23 protein-coding genes and 1 pseudogene are annotated in these 23,677 nt (G+C 70.0%); 13 read left to right on the plus strand and 11 right to left on the minus strand.

Annotated features, from left to right (window positions below):
* Positions 1 to 37 precede the first annotated feature (37 nt).
* Genes C5C17_RS00780 through C5C17_RS00790 form a run of 3 tightly spaced genes read left to right on the plus strand, consistent with a single transcriptional unit; the run spans position 38 to position 2,755 of the window.
* Positions 38 to 700 carry a GntR family transcriptional regulator gene (locus C5C17_RS00780; RefSeq protein ID WP_104251753.1) on the plus strand — a complete coding sequence of 221 codons (663 nt, stop codon included), beginning with the start codon at positions 38 to 40 and terminating at the stop codon, positions 698 to 700.
* Positions 693 to 1,622, plus strand: a complete 930-nt coding sequence (locus tag C5C17_RS00785) for a dihydrodipicolinate synthase family protein (protein WP_104251476.1) — start codon at positions 693 to 695, stop codon at positions 1,620 to 1,622. The genes C5C17_RS00780 and C5C17_RS00785 overlap by 8 nt, the downstream gene beginning before the upstream one ends.
* Complete coding sequence (locus tag C5C17_RS00790) at positions 1,619 to 2,755, plus strand: mandelate racemase/muconate lactonizing enzyme family protein (RefSeq protein WP_104251477.1); 1,137 nt, start codon at positions 1,619 to 1,621, stop codon at positions 2,753 to 2,755. The genes C5C17_RS00785 and C5C17_RS00790 overlap by 4 nt, the downstream gene beginning before the upstream one ends.
* Here C5C17_RS00790 and C5C17_RS00795 read toward each other — a convergent pair.
* Together C5C17_RS00795 and C5C17_RS00800 are read right to left on the minus strand one after the other, a co-directional pair.
* Positions 2,752 to 3,402, minus strand: a complete 651-nt coding sequence (locus C5C17_RS00795) for a TMEM175 family protein (protein WP_104251478.1) — start codon at positions 3,400 to 3,402, stop codon at positions 2,752 to 2,754. The genes C5C17_RS00790 and C5C17_RS00795 overlap by 4 nt on opposite strands.
* A gap of 17 nt (positions 3,403 to 3,419) precedes the next feature.
* Positions 3,420 to 3,998, minus strand: coding sequence for a sugar O-acetyltransferase (locus C5C17_RS00800; protein WP_104251479.1), 579 nt, complete (start codon positions 3,996 to 3,998; stop codon positions 3,420 to 3,422).
* A gap of 117 nt (positions 3,999 to 4,115) precedes the next feature.
* On the opposite strand from C5C17_RS00800, the gene C5C17_RS00805 reads away from it, so the two are divergent.
* A complete protein-coding gene (locus C5C17_RS00805) occupies positions 4,116 to 5,039 on the plus strand; it encodes a site-specific DNA-methyltransferase (RefSeq protein WP_104251754.1) in 924 nt (307 codons plus the stop codon).
* A 44-nt stretch (positions 5,040 to 5,083) separates the two neighbouring features.
* Here C5C17_RS00805 and C5C17_RS00810 read toward each other — a convergent pair whose 3' ends face one another.
* From C5C17_RS00810 to C5C17_RS00835, 6 genes and pseudogenes are all read right to left on the minus strand, one after another.
* The gene (locus C5C17_RS00810) at positions 5,084 to 5,332 is read right to left on the minus strand and encodes a hypothetical protein (RefSeq protein WP_104251480.1); all 249 of its coding nucleotides are present in this window, start codon (positions 5,330 to 5,332) and stop codon (positions 5,084 to 5,086) included.
* A gap of 41 nt (positions 5,333 to 5,373) precedes the next feature.
* Complete coding sequence (locus C5C17_RS00815; protein WP_104251481.1) at positions 5,374 to 6,558, minus strand: cysteine desulfurase family protein; 1,185 nt, start codon at positions 6,556 to 6,558, stop codon at positions 5,374 to 5,376.
* A gap of 1 nt (position 6,559) precedes the next feature.
* Positions 6,560 to 7,444 carry a carboxylating nicotinate-nucleotide diphosphorylase gene (gene nadC, locus C5C17_RS00820; RefSeq protein WP_104251482.1) on the minus strand — a complete coding sequence of 295 codons (885 nt, stop codon included), beginning with the start codon at positions 7,442 to 7,444 and terminating at the stop codon, positions 6,560 to 6,562.
* Positions 7,444 to 9,258 (minus strand): L-aspartate oxidase, encoded by a 1,815-nt coding sequence (locus C5C17_RS00825; protein ID WP_104251755.1) that lies wholly within the window; start codon positions 9,256 to 9,258, stop codon positions 7,444 to 7,446. The genes nadC and C5C17_RS00825 overlap by 1 nt, the downstream gene beginning before the upstream one ends.
* Positions 9,259 to 9,289: 31 nt before the next feature.
* Positions 9,290 to 10,588: a quinolinate synthase NadA gene (gene nadA, locus C5C17_RS00830; RefSeq protein ID WP_104251483.1), complete on the minus strand. Its 1,299-nt coding sequence runs from the start codon at positions 10,586 to 10,588 to the stop codon at positions 9,290 to 9,292.
* Between the two features lie 34 nt (positions 10,589 to 10,622).
* Positions 10,623 to 11,309, minus strand: a pseudogene (locus C5C17_RS00835) (NUDIX domain-containing protein); the annotation flags it as partial.
* Positions 11,310 to 11,384: 75 nt separating this feature from the next.
* Between C5C17_RS00835 and C5C17_RS00840 the strand changes: the two are divergent.
* Positions 11,385 to 12,032 carry a TrmH family RNA methyltransferase gene (locus tag C5C17_RS00840; RefSeq protein WP_104251484.1) on the plus strand — a complete coding sequence of 216 codons (648 nt, stop codon included), beginning with the start codon at positions 11,385 to 11,387 and terminating at the stop codon, positions 12,030 to 12,032.
* Here the strand turns inward: C5C17_RS00840 and C5C17_RS00845 are convergent.
* On the minus strand, positions 12,029 to 12,679 hold the full coding sequence (locus tag C5C17_RS00845) for a TetR family transcriptional regulator (protein ID WP_104251485.1): 651 nt from the start codon (positions 12,677 to 12,679) through the stop codon (positions 12,029 to 12,031). The genes C5C17_RS00840 and C5C17_RS00845 overlap by 4 nt on opposite strands.
* Positions 12,680 to 12,747: 68 nt before the next feature.
* Between C5C17_RS00845 and C5C17_RS00850 the strand changes: the two genes are divergently transcribed.
* A complete protein-coding gene (locus C5C17_RS00850) occupies positions 12,748 to 13,404 on the plus strand; it encodes a biotin transporter BioY (protein WP_104251486.1) in 657 nt (218 codons plus the stop codon).
* A gap of 10 nt (positions 13,405 to 13,414) precedes the next feature.
* Here the strand turns inward: C5C17_RS00850 and C5C17_RS00855 are convergent, their stop codons facing one another.
* Entirely contained in the window at positions 13,415 to 14,005 is a 591-nt protein-coding gene (locus C5C17_RS00855) for a TetR/AcrR family transcriptional regulator (RefSeq protein ID WP_104251756.1), read from the minus strand.
* 22 nt (positions 14,006 to 14,027) lie between these two features.
* Between C5C17_RS00855 and C5C17_RS00860 the strand changes: the two genes are divergently transcribed.
* The 7 genes from C5C17_RS00860 (at position 14,028) to C5C17_RS00890 (ending at position 23,329) form a co-directional block, all read left to right on the plus strand.
* On the plus strand, positions 14,028 to 15,203 hold the full coding sequence (locus C5C17_RS00860; RefSeq protein ID WP_104251487.1) for an MFS transporter: 1,176 nt from the start codon (positions 14,028 to 14,030) through the stop codon (positions 15,201 to 15,203).
* Positions 15,204 to 15,418: 215 nt separating this feature from the next.
* On the plus strand, positions 15,419 to 15,508 hold the full coding sequence (locus C5C17_RS00865) for a potassium-transporting ATPase subunit F (RefSeq protein ID WP_104251488.1): 90 nt from the start codon (positions 15,419 to 15,421) through the stop codon (positions 15,506 to 15,508).
* Positions 15,509 to 15,540: 32 nt separating this feature from the next.
* On the plus strand, positions 15,541 to 17,208 hold the full coding sequence (gene kdpA / locus C5C17_RS00870; protein ID WP_374953883.1) for a potassium-transporting ATPase subunit KdpA: 1,668 nt from the start codon (positions 15,541 to 15,543) through the stop codon (positions 17,206 to 17,208).
* 2 nt (positions 17,209 to 17,210) lie between these two features.
* Positions 17,211 to 19,328 carry a potassium-transporting ATPase subunit KdpB gene (gene kdpB, locus C5C17_RS00875; protein ID WP_104251490.1) on the plus strand — a complete coding sequence of 706 codons (2,118 nt, stop codon included), beginning with the start codon at positions 17,211 to 17,213 and terminating at the stop codon, positions 19,326 to 19,328.
* A 39-nt stretch (positions 19,329 to 19,367) separates the two neighbouring features.
* Entirely contained in the window at positions 19,368 to 20,042 is a 675-nt protein-coding gene (gene kdpC / locus C5C17_RS00880) for a potassium-transporting ATPase subunit KdpC (RefSeq protein ID WP_104251491.1), read from the plus strand.
* A 3-nt stretch (positions 20,043 to 20,045) separates the two neighbouring features.
* Positions 20,046 to 22,631 carry an ATP-binding protein gene (locus C5C17_RS00885; RefSeq protein ID WP_104251492.1) on the plus strand — a complete coding sequence of 862 codons (2,586 nt, stop codon included), beginning with the start codon at positions 20,046 to 20,048 and terminating at the stop codon, positions 22,629 to 22,631.
* Positions 22,628 to 23,329, plus strand: coding sequence for a response regulator transcription factor (locus tag C5C17_RS00890; RefSeq protein ID WP_104251493.1), 702 nt, complete (start codon positions 22,628 to 22,630; stop codon positions 23,327 to 23,329). The genes C5C17_RS00885 and C5C17_RS00890 overlap by 4 nt, the downstream gene beginning before the upstream one ends.
* Here C5C17_RS00890 and C5C17_RS00895 read toward each other — a convergent pair.
* Positions 23,326 to 23,631 carry a hypothetical protein gene (locus C5C17_RS00895; RefSeq protein WP_104251494.1) on the minus strand — a complete coding sequence of 102 codons (306 nt, stop codon included), beginning with the start codon at positions 23,629 to 23,631 and terminating at the stop codon, positions 23,326 to 23,328. The genes C5C17_RS00890 and C5C17_RS00895 overlap by 4 nt on opposite strands.
* Positions 23,632 to 23,677: the final 46 nt, after the last annotated feature.

Raw genomic sequence — 23,677 nt, forward strand, 5'->3', positions numbered from 1 at the left:
TCAGATCGTGCTAGTGTCCATCTCGAAGGAGGGCCACATGAGCTTTGAACCCCTGGCCCCGATGGCGACGCCGTTGTCGCGCACTGGGCATGTAGTCGAATCGTTGAGGAAATCGATCCTCTCTGGAGCACTTCGAGCAGGTCAGCCCCTGGTCGAGTCGGAACTCGCGGCGAGCTTCGGAGTATCGAAGACGCCGGTGCGCGAAGCGCTCAAGACGCTCGCGGGACTCGGACTGGTCACGATGATGGAGTACCGCGGTGCCGTGGTTCGCTCCGTCGACTACGAGATGGCCCGCGCCGTCTTCGAGGTGCGCTGCCTGCTGGAGCCGGAAGCCGTCAGGCTCGCCGTCGGCAACGGCATCGACCTGACGGCCGCCCAGCACGCGCTCGAGCGCTCCGAAGCCGCGAAGGACAGTGCCGAGCGAAGCATCGCCAACCGTGACTTCCACCGTCTCACCTACGCGAGCTGCGGCAACCCCCTCCTGCTGTCCATGCTCGACGACCTCCGCGACCAGACGGCGCTCATCAGCGTGACGGCCTGGCAGAACGGCATCACCTGGGTCCACGAGGCGCACGAGCACGTCGCGATCCTCGAGGCAGCCGCGCGAGGCGACGCCGAGGAGTCGAAGCGACTTGTCGACCTCCACATCCGACGCTTCACCGAACACGCCCTCACCCTCCTGGAGGAACACCATGCATGAGCAAGCCGCCCGCCTCTCGGACGTCGTGGCGATCCCGGTGACGCCGTTCACCGATGGCGCCATCGACCTCGCCACGCTGAGGTCCGTGCTCGACCGAATGCTCGACGCCGGGGTCCGGGTGCTCACCCCCAACGGGAACACCGGTGAGTTCTACGCCCTCCGCCCCGACGAGCGCCTCGACGTCGTGCGCACCGTCGCGACCCACGCGAACGGCAGGGCCCTCATCGTCGCGGGCATCGGCTTCGACACCGACACCGCCATCGCCGATGGGCTCGCGGCGGCGGCGGTCGGCGCCGAGATGGTCATGATCCACCAGCCCGTGCACCCCTACATATCTCGTGCCGGCTGGATCGACTACCACGCGACGATCGCGGACGCGCTCCCGAAGATGGGGGTCGTGCTCTACGTCAGGAACCCGTGGGTGGACGGTGCGATGATCGCGGAGCTCACCGAGCGGTGCCCGAACGTCGTCGGCGTCAAGTACGCCATCGCAGACCCGGTCATGTTCGCTCGAGTGCGCAGCGCCGCCCCGCGACTGGCCTGGATCGCCGGCCTCGCGGAGCCCTACGCGCTCTCGTACTTCGCGCACGGCGCGACCGGCTTCACCTCCGGCCTCGTCTGCGTGAACCCAGCCCTCTCCCTCGACCTCCTGAGCGCCCTGCAGGCAGGCGACACGGCGACCGCGCGGGAGCTCACGGAATCGATCCGCGAGTTCGAGGAGCTCCGAGCCCTGGACTCCAACGCCAACAACGTGAGCGTCATCAAGGAGGCGCTCTTCCAGCTCGGCGTCAGCTCACGGGCCGTCCGCCCGCCGAGCGCGGAAGTGGACGCCACGACGGCAGCCCACGTGTCGCGCATCCTCACGGCCTGGGCCGCGAACCACGAACTGCACGCCAGCGCAGACCTCGCGGCGAGCGCATGAAGATCGTCGGACTGGAGGCGTTCCTCGCCAGAGTCGGCGACCGTCCGCGCGTGCTGGTGCGCGTCGACACGGACGAAGGCATCTCCGGCTGGGGTGAGGCCTACAACCACGGGCCAGACGAGGCGCTCTTCCCCATCTTCCAGTTCCTGCTCGAGCAGATACGAGACGAGGACCCGACTCGGGTGGAGCACGTCACGCAGAAGATGCTGCGCCTCGCTCGATTCCCACCGGGCGCCATCGGGCTCGCCGCGATCGCGGCGCTCGACCACGCGCTGTGGGAGATCAGCGCCGTCTCGCTCGGGGTGCCCGTCTACCGGCTCCTCGGGGGAAGGGTGAGGGACAGAGTCGGCGTCTACTGCGGGCTGTACTCCGCTCCCGACCCCGAGGACGTGCGCGACCGCACCGCGGAGCTCAACGAGACCTACGGGTTCACGTCGTTCAAGCTCAGCCCGTGGCGCTCGAACATCCACGACCGCAGGTGGGGGCTCGTCGTCAACGAGGTCGCGTCCTACTTCGGTGCCATCCGCGAGCACGCGGACCCGCGCTGGGAGTTCGGATTCGACGCGCACGCGCAGGTCTTCGAGCCGTACAAGGCGATCGAGCTGGGCAACGCCCTCGCGCCATACCAGCCCATGTTCCTCGAGGAGCCCCTGCGGCCAGAGCACTTCGCCTCCTGGGGGCACCTCAGAAGCCGACTCGACGTTCCGCTCGCGACAGGGGAGAGCCTCTACTCGGCGCACGAGTTCCTCTCCCTGTTCAACGCGGGCGGGGTCGACATCGCGCAACCCGACATCGCTGTGGTCGGCGGCCTCTCCCAGATGCGGCGCATCGCGACGGTCGCGGAGCTGCACAACGTCATGCTCGCCCCGCACAACCCCATGGGTCCGCTGGCGACCGCGCACAACGTGCACTTCGCCGCGGCCTGCAGCAACTTCCTGACCCTCGAGTACAAGTTCGACGAGACCACCTGGTGCCCGGACCCGTACATCCCGGAGGGCGGCCACATCGAGCTGCGGGACGACCGGCCCGGCTGGGGTGTGACGATCGACGAGGAGGCGCTGCGGGCGTCCGACACCACGGTGTGGCACCGGCGCCTGGACATCCGGCCCGACGGGGCCTGGGGCTGGGCCTAGCCTTCCCCCCTCGGCTCCCCGTCGCGCTCGGCCATCCGCTTCTGGATGGCGGACGTGACGGGGCCGGTCAGGAGCAGCAGCAGCCACGTGTAGCGGGCCGGGTCGGGGCCGAAGAGGAACGCGACCGGGATGGACAAAGCGAACACGGCCGGCACCACGAACGTGAAGGCCGAGCGGCGGCGCGCCGCCGCAGTGTCCTCCGTCAAACCGCGGCGCACGGCGATGACCCAGATCACGTGCTGCGCGAGGGACGCGCAGATGATGCTCACGGCGTAGACCACGACCGGCAGCGGCTGCGAGTCCACCGTCGACTCGCTCATCGACGCCGTCGTGAACGGCAGCACCACGATGAAGAACATGGCAACGATGTTGGCGTTCAGCACCGCGCCGTCGAGCGCATCCACCTGCCCCATGAGGCGGTGGTTGACCTTCCAGAAGTTCGCGATCACGAAGAAGCTGATCGTGAACGCCAGCAGCTGATCGAGCACACCGGAGCCCGCGAACGCATCCCAGCTCGCCCAATGCTCCGCCGTCGGCGGCTTGATGTCGACGATCAACAGGGTGATCGCGACCGCGTAGATGGCGTCGAAGAAGGTCAGCCCTCGGTCGAACTCGATGGTGCCGCGTGCGTAGCTGCGTGAAGCCATGTGGGGGATGCTCCGTGCTAGTCGAGGGTGCGGATGACCCGGGCCGGGTTCCCGACGGCGACGACGTTCGGCGGCAGATCCTTCGTCACGACGGCTCCTGCACCCACGACCGTGTTCTCGCCGATCGTGACACCCGGGCAGACGATGACGCCCCCGCCGAGCCACACGTTGTCACCCAGCGTGATCGGCGCGCCGGCCTCAAAGCCCTCGCGTCGAGGCTCAGGGTCGAGCGGATGCGTCGGCGTCAGCAGCTGCACGTTCGGCCCGATCTGGCAGTGCGCTCCGATCGTGATCGGTGTCACATCGAGGGCGACGAGACCCACGTTCACGAACGTGCCATCGCCGATCGTGATGTTCGAGCCGTAGTCGACGTACAGGGGCGCCTTCACGGCGACCCCCTCGCCGAGACTGCCGATGAGCTCCGCCAGGATCGCGGACGCGCGCTCCCCGTCGACCGGGAACGTCGCGTTGTACTCCGCCTGCAGCCGGGTGGCGCGTTCCGCACCCGCTGCCAGCTCCGGGTCGTCCGCGTGGTACAGCTCGCCTGCGAGCATCCGCTGCTTCATCGTGCGGCCGTCGTCGAGGTTCACCATCATGGCGAGAACACTAGCGTGCGCGCTCAGCGCAACGAATGACGTTAATCTCGACAGGTGACCTCGCTGTGGAACGCCGCCGGCCCCGACCTCGTGGTGCACGGCGACAACCTCGACGCCATGCGCCGCCTCCCCGACGGCGCCTTCCAGGTCATCTACCTCGACCCGCCCTTCAACACCGGCAAACAGCAGAAGCGCCAGTCCATCAAGGTGAAGCGGCAGTCCCCGGCTGAGGAGGCCGTCGAGGCCGCCGAACTCGGCGAGGCGCTCGCACACGACGAGGCCCCAGCATCCACCCCGCTGACCCGCACCGGATTCCAGGGGCGCAGCTACGAGCACACCCTCGGCGAGCTGTCGGCGTTCAACGACGAGTTCGCCGACTACTGGGGCTTCCTCGAACCGCGCCTCGTGGAGGCATGGCGGCTCCTCGACGAGACCGGCACCCTCTACCTGCACCTCGACTTCCGGGAGTCGCACTACGCGAAGGTCGTGCTCGACGCGCTCGTCGGGCGCGACAAGTTCCTCAACGAGATCATCTGGGCCTACGACTACGGGGCGCGCACCTCGAAGCGCTGGCCCGCGAAGCACGACACGATCCTCGTCTACGTGAAGAACCCGAAGCGGTACCACTTCGACGCAGCCGAGGTCGACCGGGAACCCTACATGGCACCCGGCCTCGTGACCGAGGCGAAGCGTGAGCGCGGCAAGCTGCCCACCGACGTGTGGTGGCACACCATCGTGTCGCCGACCGGCAAGGAGCGCACCGGCTACGCCACACAGAAACCGGCCGGGCTGCTGCGGCGCATGATCCGAGCATCCAGCCGCGAGGGCGACTGGGTGGCCGACTTCTTCGGCGGATCCGGCACGACGGCAGCCGTCGCCCGGGAGTGCGGCCGCCGAGTCGTGACCGTCGACGCCTCAGTGGATGCGCTCCGCACGATGCGCACACGCCTCGGCCCAGAGCGCGTCGAGTACCGCAAGCTCACGAAAGACGGCTCGCGCCTGCTGTCGGCCGCACCCAAGCGGGCCAAGCGAAGTCGCTGAGTCGCTGAGCCGCTGAGGCTGGCAGTTTGGCCCGGTTTGCGGGGCTAGCGTGTCTGGCCGGCGTCCGTCGAGGACGGGCCGTTCCAGGCATCCGGAGCTGAGTACGGGTCAGACTGCGGCGCTGACGGGTACCGGTTCGGTGCGTTGTACTGGCCCGGTGCCTCGCTGCGGCTCGCACGGCCGCGGTAGACGAACCTCTTCTTCACGAAGCGAACGATCGCCTCGGGGAACGGAGCCCCGGAGTACGGCTGGTGAAGAGCCGGCTGGCCGGCCGGAGCGTGTCCGTAGGTCATGTCGTTCCTCCGTGGTCGGCCGAATGCTGCAACGCCACACCCTAGTGCAGGGTGGAAGAGCGGCTCAGGGCGGTGACCGTCTCGAACACGGCAGCGAGGGTTTCAGCGACGCCGCCGAGGTCGAGGGAGGTCGTGGATGCTCCCCACGTGAACCGCAGGGCGGTGCGGGCGTCGTCCTCGGGGATCCCCAACGCGAGCAGCACGTGCGACGGCTCGTCGTGGCCGGCCGCGCAGGCCGCCCCCGCAGACGCGAGCACGCCTCGCCGCTCGAGCTCCAGCAGCACCGTCTCCCCGTTCACCCCCGGAAGCACAAACGACGCGTGGCGGGGGAGGCGAGCCGACGCGTGGCCCGTGAGCCGCGCAGCCGGGATGCGCGAGAGCACGTCGGCGACGAACACGTCGCGTGGGCTCGCGGGCAGGTCACCGATGCTCGAAGGCGGCCGATGCTCAGCTTCCGCGCGCCGGTCAGCATCCGCGAGCCGCAGCGCGACCGCGAACGCCACCGCGAACGCCACATTCTCCGTACCGGACCGGCGCCCTCGCTCCTGCCCGCCGCCATGGATGAGGGGCTCCAGCGGAAGCCGCGAGCGCACCGCGAGCACCCCGACACCCTTCGGAGCGCCCAGCTTGTGACCCGACAGGCTCACCGCATCCACCCCCGTCGCAGTCATCGAGACGTCGAGCGAGCCGGCCGCTTGGATCGCGTCGGTGTGGAACGGCACCCCGCTGGCCTGGGCGACGGCGACCAGCGCCGGGATGTCCTGCACCGTGCCGACCTCGTTGTTCGCCGTCGCGAGCGACACCAGGGTCGTGTCCTCACGGAGGGCCGCGGCCAGGGACTCCTCGCTGACCAAGCCAGCCGCATCCACGTCGACGAACGTCACCTCGAAGCCGTGGAGACGCGCGAGGTAGTCGGCGGATGCGAGCACCGACTCGTGCTCGACGCGGCTCGTCACGAGGTGCCGCCCGCGCGGATTCCCGAGAGCGATGCCCTTGATCGCGAGGTTGTTCGCCTCGGTGCCTCCCGAGGTGAAGACCACCTCGGACGACCGGCAGCCGAGGACAGCCGCCACTGCCTTGCGGGCATCGGCAAGGGCGGCGGAGGCCTGCTCGCCGAGCCCGTGCGTGCTCGACGGATTGCCGAACGACGCGGTCAGGAAGGGCCACGCCGCGGCGAGCGCCTCCTCCCGGACCGGAGACGTCGCGGCGGCATCGAGGTGAAGCATGTCAGCGCCTGGCTGGTCTAGGCTCGGCCGCGGCCTCGAGTGCCATGTCGAGGCCCAGGTCGATGGCTCGCGCGCTGTGAGTGAGGGCGCCGACCGAGATGACGTCGACACCCGTCTCCGCGATCGACGCGACCGTGTCGAGGTTCACTCCGCCACTCGCCTCGACGACCGCCTGCCCGTTGATGAGCGCGACGCCCTCACGCAGCTCGGCCAGCGAGAAGTTGTCGAGCATGATCGTGTCCACGCCGGCCGCGAGGACCGGGCCGACCTGGTCGAGCCGGTCGACCTCCACCTCGAAGTGCGTCGTGTGGCCCAGCTTGTCCTTCGCCGCGAGCAGCGCTTCCGTCAGCCCGAGGCCCGACTGCTGCAGGAGCACGGCGAGGTGATTGTCCTTCGCCATGACCGCGTCAGACAGCGAGAAGCGGTGGTTCCGGCCGCCACCGCTCGCCACGGCATGCCGTTCGAAGGCGCGCAGCCCGGGGGTCGTCTTGCGCGTGTCCGTGATGCGCGCTGACGTGTGCGCGACCGCGTCGACGTAGCTGCGGGTGAGCGTCGCGACGCCGCTCATGCGCTGCGCGAAATTCAACGCCACCCGCTCCGCCGTGAGCACCGAACGCGCCGGGCCCGCGACGGTCGCCAGCACGTCCCCTGCGGCGAACTCGTCACCGTCGTCGGCGTGCAGATCGACCTGGATGCGCGCATCCGTGAGCCGGAAGGACGACGCGAACACCTCGATCCCCGAGAGCACGCCGGCCTCGCGTGCGACGAGGGTGGCACTCGCGGTGGCGTCGTGCGGGATGAGCGCCGAGGCCGTGACGTCACCCCAGGGGGCGTCCTCGAGCAGAGCGGCGCTCACGGTCGTCACGATGTGGGCAGGGGTGAGCATCAGCGCGCCATGGCTCTCTCTAGATGGGGAAGATGGGTTTGGGTTTGGGTTTGGGTTTGGGTTTGGGTGTGGGTGTGAGTGTGTGGCTCGCTGGCGGAGGGGTGGTCTGCCCGGAAGTGCGCGCCGGCTGACTCCCGACGGGTCAGTGCGGCCGCCACCGTGAGGCGAGCGAGCAGGAGCAGGTTGGTGTCCTCACGGTCGGCGAGCGACGAGTCCGGTCCGGCGGCGTCTCGGTCGTCCGCCCAGGCGGCGATGACCCGCTTGGCATCTTCGAGTGCGGCGCCGCTGCGGTGCAGGCCCGAGTTCGCCCACATGAGCGTCTGCAGCGCGGCCCGCGAGAAGGCAGGAGCTGCATCGCTGGCCGTCCGCTGTCCAACATCAGTGCGATTCTGGCCGGAATTCGCCCGGAGCTCTCGAATCGAGGTGTTTTTGCACTGAAGTTGGTCAGGGAACGGGGAGTCCGCGGCGTCCGAGACGCGGCCGGGACGGGCCTGGCCCGGCAGCGCCTCCGCGACGCGGTGCCCGAAGACGGCGCCCTCGAGGAGTGAATTCGATGCGAGACGGTTCGCGCCGTGCACGCCCGTGCGGGCCGTCTCGCCCGCCGCGTAGAGGCCCGGGATGCTCGTCCGCCCGAACAGGTCGGTGACGACACCGCCCATCAGGTAGTGCGCCGCGGGCGTGACCGGCACCGTCTCGAGCGACCAGTCCAGCCCGGCCCCGTCGATGCGCGCCGTGATGCTCGGGAAGCGGCGCTCGAGGAACTCCCGGCCCAGATGCGTCGCGTCGAGCCGCACTGGGCGTCCGCCTTGCTTCGCCATCTCGTCGGCAATGCCGCGCGCAACGACGTCTCGCGGTGCGAGCTCGGCATCGGGGTGCACGCCGACCAGAAACCGTTCGCCCGCATCGTTGAGCAGCACAGCGCCTTCTCCGCGCACGGCCTCCGAGATGAGCGCGCCCCCGGATCCGGCGAGCACGGTCGGGTGGAACTGCACGAACTCCAGGTCAGCGATCTCAGCTCCGGCACGGGCGGCGGCTGCGATGCCGTCGCCCGTCGCGACCTCGGGGTTGCTCGTGTGCGCGAAGAGCTGGCCGGCGCCGCCCGTCGCGAGCACAACCGCGTCGGCCTCGAAGAAGCCGGGTGTTCTGTCATCCGGGCCGAGCAGCCACGCGCCGACCACACGCGTGGCTGCTGGATCGACGTCGTCTGCTGCGGTGCTCACGGCGAGGTCCACGAGGAAGGTGTGCTCCAGCAGCTGGAGCTCGCCGCGTTCGGCCGCCGCGCGGACGGCATCGCTCAACGCTCGCTGGATCTCGCGCCCGGTGCCGTCGCCGAAGGCGTGCAGGATGCGCGGATGCGAGTGCGCGGCCTCGAGCCCGCGCGCGAGCTGCCGCAGATGGTCGCCGTCTGGGACGGGGGACGGCCCTTCAGAGCGACTCGTCCATGCGGGCGAGGAAGGCGGTTCTGCGCTGTCGCTCGCGGCGGCGGCGGCCTCAGCGACGTAAACCCGGTCGAAGCGCGTGCCGAGGGCGACCAGGTCGCGGATGCGCGCATCCGCCGAACCGCAGAGCACGTCGATCGCTCGCCGGTCGCCGAGCCCCGCGCCGGCTGCGAGCGTGTCGCGCACGTGCGACTCGACGCTGTCACCAGCGCTCGCATGAGCACCAGCCGCGAGTACTGCCGCGATCCCGCCCTGCGCATGGGAGGTGGCCGTGTCGCCGAGCGTCGACTTCGTGGCGACCACCACGTCGTGCCCGTCGGCGGCCGCCGCCAGCGCCACGGTCAGACCCGCGATGCCGGTGCCAACGACAAGCACCCGCAGCCGAGCGTCAGCGCCCGCACCCACGTCAGGACGCCATCGTCGTGTCGGGCCGGGCCGCGAGCATCCGCTCGACCGCGACCCTGGCCGGCTCGGCGACGCTCGCTGGCACGCTGATCTGGTTGCGCACCTCGCCGGCCACGAGCCCCTCGAGCACCCAGGCGATGTAGCTGGGGTGGATGCGGTACATCGTCGAGCACGGGCACACGACCGGATCGAGGCAGAAGATCGTGTGCTGCGGGTACTCGGCGGCGAGGCGCTGCACGAGGTTGATCTCGGTGCCGATCGCGAAGACAGAGCCGTCGGGGGCGGCCGCGATGGCCTTCGTGATGTAGTCGGTGGAGCCGTACTCGTCGGCCGCGTCGACGATCGCCATGGGGCACTCGGGGTGCACGATGACGCGCACCTCGGGGTACTCTGCGCGGGCCTTCTCGATCTGGGCGACGGTGAAGCGCTTGTGCACCGAGCAGAAGCCGTTCCAGAGGATCACCTTGGCGGCGTCGAGCGTCTCGGGGGTCTGCCCGCCGAGGGGGCGGCGCGAGTTCCAGAGCGGCATCTCCTCGAGCGGCACGCCCATGGCCTTCGCGGTGTTGCGGCCGAGGTGCTGGTCGGGGAAGAACAGCACCCGCTGCCCGCGCTCGAACGCCCACTGCAGCACGGTCTCGGCGTTCGATGACGTGCAGACGATGCCGCCGTTGCGGCCGCAGAAGGCCTTCAGCTCGGCGGAGGAGTTCATGTAGGTGACGGGGATGACGGGCACGCGGCCATCGGCGCCCGGCTGCGTCCCGTAGAGGTCGGCGAGCTGCTCCCAGCACTCTTCGACGGAGTCGCTGTCGGCCATGTCTGCCATGGAGCATCCGGCCGCGAGGTTCGGGAGGATCACGACCTGCTCCGGCGCCGACACGATGTCTGCCGTCTCGGCCATGAAGTGCACGCCGCAGAACACGATGGCCTCTGCCTCCGGCTTGGCTTGCGCGGCATTGGCGAGCTGGAAGGAGTCGCCGATGAAGTCGGCGTACTGCACGACCTCGTCGCGTTGGTAGAAGTGGCCGAGGGTCACGACGCGGTCGCCGAGGGTCGCCTTGGCGGTGAGGATGCGGGCGTGGATCTCCGCGTCACTCGCGGTCCGGTACTCCTCGGGCAGCAGCTCCTGCCTTGGTGCCGTCGGTGGCAGCCGGTCGGCCATTGACGCCCCAGGCCCGTAGGACGGCGCTTGCAGGTCGAACGCCCACGGCGACTTCACGAGCTCCGGTGAGCAGCTCTCGCCGGTCTGCTTGCCGCTCTGGATGCGCGTGATCGTGGTGTGCACTGAGGCGGTTGTGGTCATGGGGTCTGCCCTTCGCGGCGGGGGAGGTTTTGAGGAGGGGGCTCTGCTCGGACGGGGCGGGTGCCTCGATGTACCTGTAGAGCTTCGGGGGTCGGTGCCTGGTGCCGGCGAGGGTCTCGCCGGTCTCGGCGAGCGAGTTCGAGGCGAGCATGTCGCGGCGGAAGTTGGCGGCGTCGATGGGACGGTCGAGGACGGCTTCGTAGACTTCCCGCAGCTGGGCGATGGTGAAGGATTCGCCGAGGAAGCTGTGCGCGATGGAGCTGTACTCCACCTTGTTGCGGAGTCGCCAGAGGGCGTAGTCGATGATGCGTCGGTGGTCGAAGGCGAGGGGAGGGAGGTCGTCGACGGGGTGCCAGCGCACGTTGTCGCCGAGGCGGGCCGAGCTCGCCTCGTCGTTGCCGACGAGCGCCCAGTAGACGACGGACACGACCCGCGGGTCGGCACCGAAGACGCGGTCGGCGTCGCCGAAGGCGTAGAGCTGCTCAAGGTACTTGGGGGCGAGGCGCATCGTCTCGAAGAGGGTGCGCGATGCGGCGGCGGCGAGGTCCTCGTCGCCGAGCGGCCCTCCTGGCAGGGCGAGGAGGTCGATGAACGGCTGTCGCTGCCGCCGGACGAGCGGCACCCAGATCGTGGGCGTGGAGGCGCGGTGCGATGAGGGAGGTGACGGGCGCAGCGCGAAGATCACCGTGGAGACGGCGAGGGCCGCGTTGGTGGGTGGCATCCTTCACCTCTTCTCTGACTTAGAGTCAGTTCGACTCTAAGTGCAGTGTACGCCACGCGCGCCTAGGCTGTGGCGGTGAGCGATCAGCAGCAGTTCGGCAGCGAAGACGACGCCCCGCACGGGGTCGGCCCCTGGCCCGGCGGCCGCGAGGAGTGGCCGGAAGGGCCCTGGTATGACGCGGAGCTGCTCGAGCACGGCGACCGGCGCAACGTGATCGACCGCTACCGGTACTGGTCGATGGCCGCGATCGTCGCCGATCTCGACACGAAGCGCCACGCGTTCCACGTCGCCATCGAGAACTGGCAGCACGACATGAACATCGGTTCGATCGTGCGCAGCGCCAATGCGTTCGCGGCGGACACCGTGCACATCGTCGGCAAGCGCCGCTGGAACAAGCGCGGCGCGATGGTCACCGATCGGTATCAGCACGTCGTGCACCACGAGAGTGTCGCCGCGTTCATCGACTGGGCGAGGAGTGAGGAGATGCCGGTCCTCGCCATCGACAACGTGCCTGGCTGCGTTCCCATCGAGACGTACGAGCTGCCGGAGCGGTGCGTGCTGCTGTTCGGGCAGGAGGGTCCCGGGGTCTCGGAGGAGGCGGTCGAGGTCTCGGATGCGGTGCTCGAGATCTCGCAGTTCGGCTCGACCCGCTCGATCAACGCCTCAGCTGCGGCGGCTGTCGCGATGCACACCTGGGTGCTGCAGCACGTCGACTTCGCCTAGGGGGCGGTGCTCGGCTCGTCCGTCGCCAGCCCCGCGGCGCCGGCGAGGATCAGCTCCAGGCCTGCGGTGAAGCGATCCGTCGGATCCTGCGGGCCGAGCGGGTGAGGGGTGCTGGCTTGGACGGCGCCGACCGCGGCGGCGTGGGCCTGCTGCTGCTCGTGGAACACCTGCCCGATCGTGTAGTGCACGACCGCGTCCGCGCAGGTGCGGCTGCCTGCGCCGCCGAGGTCGAAGTCGCTGCGGGCGGCACCGGCGATCATCCGCAGGAGGTCGACCGTCAGCAGGTCGAGGGCGAAGGAGCTCGAGACGAGTTCAGCGCCATCCCTGCGGGAGAGGAGCGCTGTGCGGAGCTGTATCGCAAGGGTGCGCGTCTGCTGCGTGCCTGGCTCGCCCCCTGCTCGCGGGAAGAGCCACGTCTCGGCGGTGAGGGGATGCAGGATGCGGTCGCTCACGGCAGCGAGCAGTGACTGCTTGTTGGGGAAGTGCCAGTAGAGCGCGCTCGGCTGCACCTCGAGGTAGTCGCTGATGCGTCGCATCGAGAGGTTCGGCAGGCCGTGCTCATCCAGCACCTCGAGAGCGGTGGTGACGATCTCCGAACGGCTGAGCTTCTCGAGGCCGGAGCCTCCGGCTGGACCGCGGGGTGTCATGGGGCTAATCTACTGAACACTGTTCACTGAACACCGTTCAGGAGATCTGAGAGAAAGGTCCCACCCCTATGAGTGTCGAATCGATCAACCCCGTCGGGCGTCCCGCCAGCGGCGCCGTGCCTCGCGTCCTCGCCGACCTCGTGGCAGGGGCTGGTGCTGGTGCTGGTGCCGGTGTGAGTACCGGTTCCCGTGCCCGAGGACGAAAGGAAGCCCTGCTGAACATCGCGCTCGTGCTCGGCGGCACCCTCTTCCTCGTCGCCGCGGGCTTCATCGTCATCCCGTTGCCGTTCACGCCCGTGCCCGTCTCGCTGGCGACCTTCGCGGTGCTGCTGACCGGTGCTTCCCTCGGCCCGGTCCGCGCCGCCGCGAGCGCCGGCCTGTACCTGGCCGGCGGCGCGCTGGGTGCGCCAATCTTCGCCGACGGCGCATCCGGGGTCCTCTTCCCGTCGTTCGGCTACATCGTCGGATACGTGCTCGCCGCGATCGCGGTCGGCGCGCTCGCGCGTCGCCGAGCCGACCGCCACGTCGCTTCCACGGTCGGTGCATCGGTGCTCGGCACGCTCCTCGTCTACGCGGCCGGCGTCCCCTGGCTCGCGGTCTCGCTTGGCGTCGACCTCGGCACCGCGCTCGCGCTCGGGGTCCTGCCGTTCCTCCTTGGCGACGCCATCAAGGTCGCGGCCGTCAGTGCCCTGCTGCCCTCCGCCTGGAAGCTGCTCAAGCGCTGAGCGCTGAGCGCTAGGCGCCAGTGGGGTGCTTCGCGTGCTCGCGCAGCAGGGCGGCCGCGATGCGCCGGGCTGATGCGGTTGTGTGTCTCGGGTCGCGGAGTCGCATCGCGAGATCGCCGGAGACGACCAGCAGCAGCTCGTCGGCGAGCTCTCGGTCGCGGGTGGTCGCGTTCATCGCGTCGCCGGCGATGGATGCAGTGAGTCTCCGTCGGAGCGTGGTCGTGTCCGTGTCGATGGCCTCGCGAACCTCGGCCGGCGCGTCCGCGTACTCGGCGGCGGAGCCCAGGAACGCGCACCATTGGGCGCGCACCGGATGCTCGCGGAACGCGTCGAGAGCGTCGAACACGGCGAGGATGCGTCCGTCCCTCGAGTCCTGGCGGGCGATGGCCGCATCCCAGGTCGCGAGCCACTCCGTGTGCCGACGAGTCAGTGTGGCCGCGAGGAGTGCCTCCTTGCTCGCATACCCGCGGTACATCGTCGCCGCTGAGACCCCCGCGCGCTCGATGACGGCATCCACCGGGGTCGAGTGGATGCCCTGCGTGAAGAAGAGCTCCTCGGCGGCATCGAGGAGCTTCGTCGCGCTCGATGTGCGGATGCTCATGTACACACCCTAAGCTCCAAATATGAAACGTACGTTTTCGTTTGGTGATGGAGTCCAGCGGCTCCTCGTGGTGGGCGGCGTCGGCCTCATCGCCGCCTGCTACGGCTTGGTCCGCCTCGCCTACGGGCTCTACCTGCCGGACATCGAGGCCGAACTCGGCCTCGACCCCTCGATGGCTGGTGTGGTCTCGGGCGGAGCGTCTGCGATGTACTGCGTCGCCGCGATCGTGGGGTTCTTCCTGGCGGGCCGAATTCCGCGCACCCTCGTGGCGGGCGCGGCATCGACGGCCGGTGGCGGCGCCCTCGGCATGGCAGTCGCGTCACAGGTCGAGGGCTTCGCCGCCTTCGCCATCGTCAGCTCAGCGGGGGCCGGCCTCGCCTCCCCTGCCCTGGTCGAGCTCCTCAGGCGGGCCGTGAGCGGTGACCGCGGGCAGCGCTTCCAGGTCGTCGTCAACGCGGGCACCGGGCCGGGCCTCGTGCTCGCCGGAGCACTCGCCCTGCTCCTGCTGCCCGACTGGCGACTGGCATGGGCGGCCGCGGCGATCCTCACAGTCCTCTCCGCGGTCGCCGTGCTCATCTCGACCGCGAGGTCTTCGAACGGTCGAGTGCAGCGCCATGGCGCGTCGGCAGCCGTTCCTCCGCGGGCCTGGTTCGGTCAGCACATGCGGGTGATCTGCGCCGCGCTGCTCCTCGGAGCTGGCTCGGCGGCCGTGTGGACGTTCGGGCGCACGGTGCTCGTGGATGGGGGAGCCTCCGACGACTTCTCCGCGCTCGCATGGATGTGCCTGGGGCTCGGCGGGGCCCTGGTGCTTCCGCTCTCCGCCGCCCTTCGCCGTCTCGGGTCCACGCGGGCGTGGATGCTCACCGCGCTCGTCGTCGCAGCGTCCACGGCACTGATCGGCCTCTTCCCGGGCGTGCGTCCCCTCGCTCTCCTCGCGTGCGTCGCGTTCGGCTGGGGGTACACGGCCGCCACGGGGGCCCTCATCACCTGGACCTCCGAGATCGACGAGCAGCGCGCATCCGCTGGCACCGCGATGCTCTTCGTCGTCCTGGTGCTCGGGCAGGGGCTCGGGGCCGCGCTGGCGGGGTGGGGGCTCGGCGCTGGGACACCGGGACCGGTGTTCGGGATCGCGGCCGCACTGTCGGCAGCGGCGATCGCTCCGGCCCGACCCGTGGCCTCGATCGTTCGCGTTCCGTGAGGACTCGCACGCCGCCCGTATGGGTTCCGTTAGGGCGAGCACAGAGGCGCCCCGCGAGGAGTTGTATCGGGGACTGCGCCTGAACGGCGCGCAGCCACGCTCACCGCTGGCTGCACACCTCCGAACGGAGTCTCAGTGCTTGACCTCGTCTTCGTCGCGGGCGCCATCGCCCTCTTCACCGCCATCGGCCTTCTCGGAAAGGCGGTCGACAAGCTGTGATCGTCTTCGAGTTCATCGCCGTCGCCCTCGGCGTCGCCGCGATCGCCTACCTCGTGGTGGCCCTCGTGAATCCTGATCGCTTCTGATGGGGCGAGCGATTCTGATGGACGCCCCCACCATGCTCCACGCCAGCCTCGCGTTCCTCACGGTCGCGCTCATCCTCGCCGCCCTCCACCGCCCGCTCGGCGACTGGATCGCTCGTGTCTACTCATCCACCGATGACTGGAAGATCGAACGGGGCGCCTACCGGCTCATCGGCGTCGACCCGTCGTCTGCGCAGACGTGGCAGGCCTACCTGCGCGGAGTGCTCGTGTTCTCCGCCGTCGGGGTGCTGCTCGTCTACCTCCTGCAGCGCACGCAGCAGTGGCTGCCGTACTCGCTCGGACTCCCGGCCCCATCGGAGCACCTCTCGTTCAACACGGCCGCCTCGTTCGTCGCGAACACCAACTGGCAGTCCTACTCGCCAGAGGTGACCCTCGGGTACGCCGTCCAGCTGTCGGCGCTCACGGTCCAGAATTTCGTCTCCGCGGCGGTGGGGCTCGCCGTCGCGATCGCCCTCGTGCGGGGCCTCGCAGCCCGCCGCTCGGGCACGCTCGGCAACTTCTGGGTCGACCTCACGAGAGGCACCCTCCGCCTGCTGCTGCCCCTCTCCACGATCGCGGCCATCGCGCTCCTCGCGGGCGGCGTCATCCAGAACTTCAACGGCTTCACCGAGGTGAGCACCCTCGCCGGGGCGACGCAGTCGATACCGGGCGGGCCCGTCGCCTCGCAGGAGGCGATCAAACTCGTCGGCACCAACGGCGGCGGCTTCTTCAACACGAACTCCGCGCACCCCTTCGAGAACCCCAGCGCCGTCACGAACCTGCTCGAGGTCATCCTCATGCTGGCGATCCCGTTCTCTCTGCCCCGCGCCTTCGGGGTCATGGTGGGAGACCGCCGCCAGGGCTACGCGGTGCTCTCCGTCATGGCGACGCTCTTCACGGTGTCGTTCGCCATCCTCACCGCCGTCGAGTCCGCCGGCATGGGCTCGGCACCGGATGCGGCGGGCGGCGCCATGGAAGGCAAGGAGCAGCGCTTCGGCATCGTCGGGTCCACGCTCTTCGCGACGACGAGCACCGGCACGTCCACCGGCGCCGTCAACTCCATGCACGACTCGTACACCGCGCTCAGCGGGCTCCTGCCGATGCTCAACATGATGCTCGGCGAGATCACCCCGGGCGGGGTCGGCTCCGGCCTGTACGCCATGCTGGTGCTCGCGATCATCACCGTCTTCATCGCGGGCCTCCTCATCGGGCGCACCCCCGAGTACCTGGGAAAGAAGATCGGGCCGCGGGAGATCAAGCTCGCCAGCCTCTTCATCCTCGTCACCCCGGCGCTCGTGCTCACGGGAGTCGCCCTCAGCTTCGCGATCCCCGGCGTCCGCGACGAGCTGGAGGCGACCTCCATCTGGAACCCGGGCGTGCACGGCCTCTCCGAAGTGCTCTACGCCTTCACCTCCGCCGCGAACAACAACGGCTCGGCGTTCGCCGGACTCACCGCGAACACGCCGTGGCTGAACACCTCGCTCGGGTTCGCCATGCTGCTCGGCAGATTCGTCCCCATCGTGCTCGTGCTGGCTCTCGCCGGATCGCTCGCAGCCCAGGACAAGGTGCCGTCGACGGTCGGCACGCTCCCCACCCACCGGCCGCAGTTCGTGGCGCTCCTCGCCGGCGTCAGCGTGCTCATCACCGCGCTCACCTACTTCCCCGTGCTCGCACTGGGCCCCCTCGCAGAAGGACTCTCCTGACCATGCAGAGCATCCCATTCCCAGCCTCGATGACCGGCGCGATCCGCAAGCTCGACCCGCGTCAGCAGTGGCGGAACCCCGTCATGTTCATCGTGTGGGTCGGCGCGGCGTTCACGACCGCGCTTGCCATCGCCGAGCCGTTCCTCGGCGGGCCCGCCGATTCCGGCGGCACGGTCATCCCCGCCTCCTTCACGTGGGCCATCGCGGTCTGGCTCTGGCTGACGGTGCTGTTCGCGAACCTCGCAGAGGCAGTCGCCGAGGGCCGCGGGAAGGCGCAGGCGGAGACGCTCCGCCAGACGCGCACGAGCACGGTCGCGCACCGCGTCGACGCCTACGACGCCGGGACCGACCCCGCGGCCGAGCGCGTCGGCACCACCGACGTCTCCTCGGCCGACCTGACCCTCGGCGACGTCGTCACGGTGGCGGCTGGCGAGCTCATCCCCGGCGACGGTGACATCGTCTCGGGTATCGCCTCCGTCGACGAGTCGGCCATCACCGGCGAATCAGCCCCCGTCATCCGCGAGTCCGGCGGCGACCGCAGCGCCGTCACGGGCGGCACGCGCGTGCTCTCCGATCGCATCGTCGTGCGCATCACCTCGAAGCCCGGGGAGACGTTCGTCGACCGGATGATCGCGCTCGTCGAGGGGGCGTCGAGGCAGAAGACGCCGAATGAGATCGCGCTCTCGATCCTCCTCGCGTCGCTCTCGATCGTGTTCGTCGTGGTCGCGCTCACCCTCAACCCGATCGCGTCGTACGCGGCGAAGCCGGTCAGCATCACCGTGCTCATCGCGCTGCTCGTGTGCCTCATCCCGACCACCATCGGGGCGCTGCTGTCGGCCATCGGCATCGCGGGCATGGACCGCCTCGTGCAGCACAACGTGCTCGCCATGTCCGGTCGCGCGGTCGAGGCCGCCGGTGACGTGACGACGCTGCTGCTCGACAAGACCGGCACCATCACGTACGGCAACCGTCGGGCGTCCGAGTTCGTGCGGATGGCCGGGGTGCGCGACCAGGACCTGGTCCGTGCTGCCGCACTGTCGTCGCTTGCCGACCCGACTCCAGAGGGGGTCTCGATCGTCGAGCTCGCGCGTCTCGAGGGCGTCGACGCCGAAGCGCAGGCAGCCGACTCGACGCGCGGCGAGATCGTGCCGTTCACGGCGCAGACCCGCATGTCCGGGCTCGACCTGCCGGACGGTGCACGCATCCGCAAGGGGGCAGGCTCGGCGGTCACCGCCTGGCTCGGCGAGCAGGGGGCACCCGTGAGTCCCGCCCAGCTCGCCGAGCTGGAGGAGGCGACGAGCCGCGTCTCGCAGAGCGGCGGCACCCCGCTCGTCGTGGCGGTGATGGACGCGCCCGACCGCGAGCAGGGACGGCAGGCGGGCCGCGTGCTCGGGGTCGTGCACCTCAAGGACGTCGTCAAGGAGGGCCTCAGCGACCGGTTCGCCGAGCTGCGCGCCATGGGCATCCGCACCGTCATGGTGACGGGCGACAACCCGCTCACGGCCGCCGCGATCGCGAGGGAGGCCGGGGTCGACGACTTCCTCGCCGAGGCGACGCCGGAACAGAAGCTCGCCTACATCCGCCGCGAGCAGGAGGGCGGCAACCTCGTCGCGATGACGGGGGATGGCACCAACGACGCTCCGGCGCTCGCGCAGGCCGACGTGGGTGTCGCCATGAACACGGGCACGTCGGCGGCGAAGGAGGCGGGCAACATGGTCGACCTCGACTCCGACCCGACGAAGCTCATCGACGTGGTGCGCATCGGCAAGCAGCTCCTCATCACGAGGGGTGCGCTGACCACGTTCTCCATCTCGAACGACATCGCCAAGTACTTCGCGATCATCCCGGCCATGTTCATGGGCGTCTTCCCGGGGCTCGGCGTCCTCAACATCATGGGGTTGCACTCCCCGGCGTCTGCGGTGCTGTCGGCGATCGTCTTCAACGCCGTCGTCATCGTGCTGCTCGTCCCGCTCGCACTCCGGGGCGTGAAGTACCGGCCCGCGAACGCCTCGAGCACGCTCGGCCGCAACCTCCTGGTCTATGGACTGGGCGGCATCGTCGCCCCCTTCGTGGGGATCTGGCTCATCGACCTCGTCGTCCGCCTCATCCCAGGCTTCTGAACCCCGACCCGACACCTGCCCCAGAAAGGGACACCCACCATGAACTCCGCAACCCGCGCCGCGGCGCGCACCGCCTGGGTCGCCGTCCGCGCGATGCTCCTCTTCACCATCGTCCTCGGCGTCGGGTACACGCTGGTCATCACCGGCCTCGGCCAGGCGGCATTCGGCGCGCAGGCCAACGGCTCCGCGGTGCGGGATGGCACGGGCGCGGTCGCCGGCTCGAGCCTCATCGGGCAGTCGTTCGTCGACGCCGACGGCAACCCGCTGCCCGAGTACTTCCAGTCACGCCCATCGGCGGCGGGGGACGGCTACGACTCCGGCGCCTCCTCCGGCTCGAACCTCGGGCCGGAGAACCCGGATCTCGTGACCGCCATCGAGGACCGCCGAGCGCAGGTCGCCGAGTTCAACGGGGTTGCGCCTGACGCGGTGCCGGTGGATGCGGTGACGGCGTCGGCGTCGGGACTCGACCCGCACATCAGCCCCGCGTACGCGGACCTGCAGGTGCAGCGAGTCGCGGCGACGCGCGCGCTCGACGCCGCCCAGGTCCGTACGCTGGTCGCAGCGCACACCGTCGCCCCTCCGCTCGGGTTCCTCGGGGAGCCCACCGTCAACGTGCTGGAGCTCAACCTGGCGCTCGAGGACGTGCAGGCGAACCCCTCGGCGTCCCTCTCAACGTCCACCCCTCCCTCCACCCAGGAAAGCAAGGAGCTCTGACCCATGGCGAAGCGGGGACGGCTGCGGGTGCTGCTCGGCGCCGCCCCGGGCGTCGGGAAGACGTTCGCGATGCTCCACGAGGGCACGAGGATGCGCGAGGCGGGCACGGACGTGGTCGTCGCGGTCGTCGAGACCCACGGCCGGGCTGCGACGGCCGAGGCGGCCGCCGGGCTCGAGGTGGTGGGACGCGCGACGTACCTCCACCGCGGCGTCGAGCTCACGGACATGGACCTCGATGCGGTGATCGGGCGGCGTGCTGAGGTCGCGCTGGTCGACGAGCTCGCGCACACGAACGCCCCCGGTGCCCGCAACCGGAAGCGCTGGGAGGACGTCGAGGAGCTGCTCGCCGCCGGCACCGACGTGATCTCGACCGTGAACATCCAGCACATCGAATCGCTGAACGACGTGGTCGAGCAGATCACGGGGGTTCCGCAGCGCGAGACGATCCCTGACGACGTGCTGCGGCGAGCCGACCAGGTCGAGGTCGTCGACCTGTCCCCGCAGGCGCTCCGGGACCGCCTCGCCGGCGGGCTCGTGTACCCGGCTGAACGCATCGACGCGGCGCTCTCCAACTACTTCCGCCTCGGCAACCTCACGGCACTGCGAGAGCTGGCGCTGCTGTGGCTCGCCGACGACGTCGATCAGTCGCTCAAGCGCTACCGGGATGAGCACGGCATCGACGAGACGTGGGAGGCGCGCGAGCGGGTCGTCGTCGCGCTGACCGGGGGAGCGGAGGGAGAGACGCTGCTGCGGCGCGGCGCCCGTATCGCCGCGAGGTCCGGCAGCGGCGAGCTGCTGGCGCTCCACGTGACGAGCCAGGACGGCTTGCGGGTCGGGGATCCTGCGCATCTCGCGCGGCAGCGGGCGCTCGCCGAGCAGCTGGGCGGCACCTACCACCAGGTGGTCGGCGAGGACGTCCCGGCGGCGCTCATCGAGTTCGCGAGGTCCGTGAACGCGACGCAGCTCGTCATCGGGGTGAGTCGTCGCAATCGGCTCGCCGCGCTGCTCACCGGCGCGAGCGTGGGCAGCGCCGTCACTCGGGACGCCGGCACCATCGACGTGCACATCGTCAACCATGCGGATGCTGGCGGCCGGCTCAGGCTGCCGAGGCTCGGCGGGGCGCTGACCCCGCGTCGCCGGATCGCCGGCTTCGTGCTGGCCCTCGGCGCGGGTCCGCTGCTCACCTGGCTGCTCGCGTCCCTCGGCAGCGTCGACTCGTTCACGACGCACGCCCTCAGCTACCAGGTGCTGGTCGTGGCCGTCGCCCTGGTCGGCGGCCTCTGGCCGGCGCTCTTCGCTGCCGTGCTGTCTGGCGTCACCCTCGACTTCTTCTTCGTCGCCCCGTTCGGCACCGTCCTCATCACCGACCCGAGCCATGTCACCGCGATCGTGCTCTATCTCGTCATCGCAGCCCTCGTGAGCTTCGTCGTCGACCGGGCGGCGAGAAGGGCGCGCGAAGCCCGTCGGGCGGCCGCGGAGTCACAGCTGCTGCAGACCGTCGCCGGCAGCGTGCTCCGTGGGCAGAACGCGATGCAGGCCCTCGTCGAGCGGACGCGCGAGGCGTTCGGCCTCGCGGGCGTGCGGCTCGTGGATGCGCGGGGCGAGGATGCGCGGGGCGTGGATGCGCGGGGCGACGAGACCGAACCGCGCGTGCTCGCGAGCTGCGGTGAGCCGCTGCGTGGGGACCGGCACACCTCGATTCCGGTCACCTCGGCGCCATCCGGTGGGTCGGGAGTCGCCCTTGAGCTGCACGGCCGCGAGCTCGACGCCTCGGAGCGCCGGCTGCTGACCGTCATCGTCGCGCAGCTCGGCGCGGCCGTCGAGCACCGAGAGCTGCGGGAGGCGGCCGACGAGGTCGCCCCGCTCGCCGCCTCTGACAAGGTCAGGCGGGCGCTGCTGTCCGCGCTCAGTCACGACCTCCGGCGTCCCCTGGCATCCGCGACAGCTGCGGTCACCGGCCTTCGCGTCGCGGGCGACGAACTCGACGACCACGACCGTGACGAGCTCCTGGAGACTGCGGACGAGAGCCTCGGCACGCTCGCCGCGCTCGTGACCGATCTCCTCGACGTGAGCCGCCTCCAGTCGGGGGCGCTCGCCGTCTCCGTCATGAGCATCGACCCGGCCGATGCGATCCTCCCGTCGCTGGACGAGCTGGGGCTCGGACCGGCCGACGTTGAGCTCGCGCTCGACCCCGTCGTCGCCTCCGTCGCCGCCGACCCGGCCCTGCTGCAGCGGGTGCTGGTCAATCTCCTCGCCAACGCGGTCCGCCACTCGCCGCCGGGTCGGCCGGTCCGGCTCGCGACCAGCCAGTTCGGGGGCGACGTGCAGATCCGGGTCGTCGATCACGGGCCAGGGATCCCCGCCGAGCGCCGCGGTGAGGTCTTCGAGCCGTTCCAGCGCCTCGGCGACACCGACAACACGACCGGCCTCGGGCTGGGTCTCGCCATCTCGAAGGGGTTCGTGGAGGGGATGCGCGGCACACTGGTTCCCGAAGACACGCCCGGGGGCGGGGTCACGATGGTCGTGACGCTGCCGATCGAGGCGGCGGCGCTCGCCGGGCCGCAGCCGAAGGATGGAGGGAGCGCATGAGGATCCTCGTCGCAGACGACGACCCGCAGCTGCTTCGCGCCCTGCGCATCACCCTCACCGCCAAGGGATACAAGGTGCTGATCGCCCGCAACGGGGCGGAAGCCATCTCGGTCGCGATCGACCATCGCCCGGACCTGTACCTCCTCGACCTCGGCATGCCGGAGCTCGACGGGCTCGAGGTCATCGAGGCCATCCGGGGTTGGTCGGAGGCGCCGATCCTCGTCGTCTCGGGGCGCAGCGGGGCCGGTGACAAGGTGGATGCGCTCGACGCCGGAGCCGACGACTACGTCACGAAGCCGTTCTCCATCGACGAGCTTCTCGCGCGCATCCGAGCATTGTCGCGCCGAGTCCCGCAGGCTGGCGGTGAGCCGGTCGTCGTGTTCGGCGACGTGTCGGTCGACCTGGCGGCGAAGAGCGTCGTTCGCACCGTCGGCGGGGATTCGACGCACGTGCGCCTCACGCCGACGGAATGGCAGGTGCTCGAGCTGCTCGTGCGCAACGCCGGGCGGCTCGTGACCCGGCAGATGCTGCTCACCAGCATCTGGGGGTCGGAGCATGTCAACGACACCGGCTATCTGAGGCTGTACCTGTCGCAGCTGCGCAGGAAGCTCGAGCCGGTGCCGTCGTCGCCGCGGCACCTGCTGACCGAGGCCGGCATGGGATACCGGCTCGTGCTCCAGCCGGACGACGCCGCCTAGTTCGTCGCCGAGTCGTCCGTAGGGGCTGCCCTGCTCGCCTCCTCGGCGCTTGGGAAGTTGATGTCATCCACGTCGACATCGATGTCACCCACGTCGTCGGGGCCGCCCGTGCCGGGGCGCACGTTCACCTGGTCGGCGTCGATGTCGTGGTCGACGCCACCGTCGACCTCATCCACGCGCTCCGTGCTCGTCTCCTGCTTCTCCTGCGTCTCCGTCTCGCTGCCGGGGGAGTAGCTGGTGTCCTTCTCGAGCTGGTCGCTCTCGGGGAGGCTGTCTTCGCTGTCGTGCATCTGATGGCTCATCGTGCGAGCTTGCGGTCTCGTCCTGGGTGCGCGCGCAATTGTGCGT

The organism is Pseudoclavibacter sp. RFBA6 (assembly GCF_002931575.1).
Taxonomy (GTDB): domain Bacteria; phylum Actinomycetota; class Actinomycetes; order Actinomycetales; family Microbacteriaceae; genus Pseudoclavibacter; species Pseudoclavibacter terrae.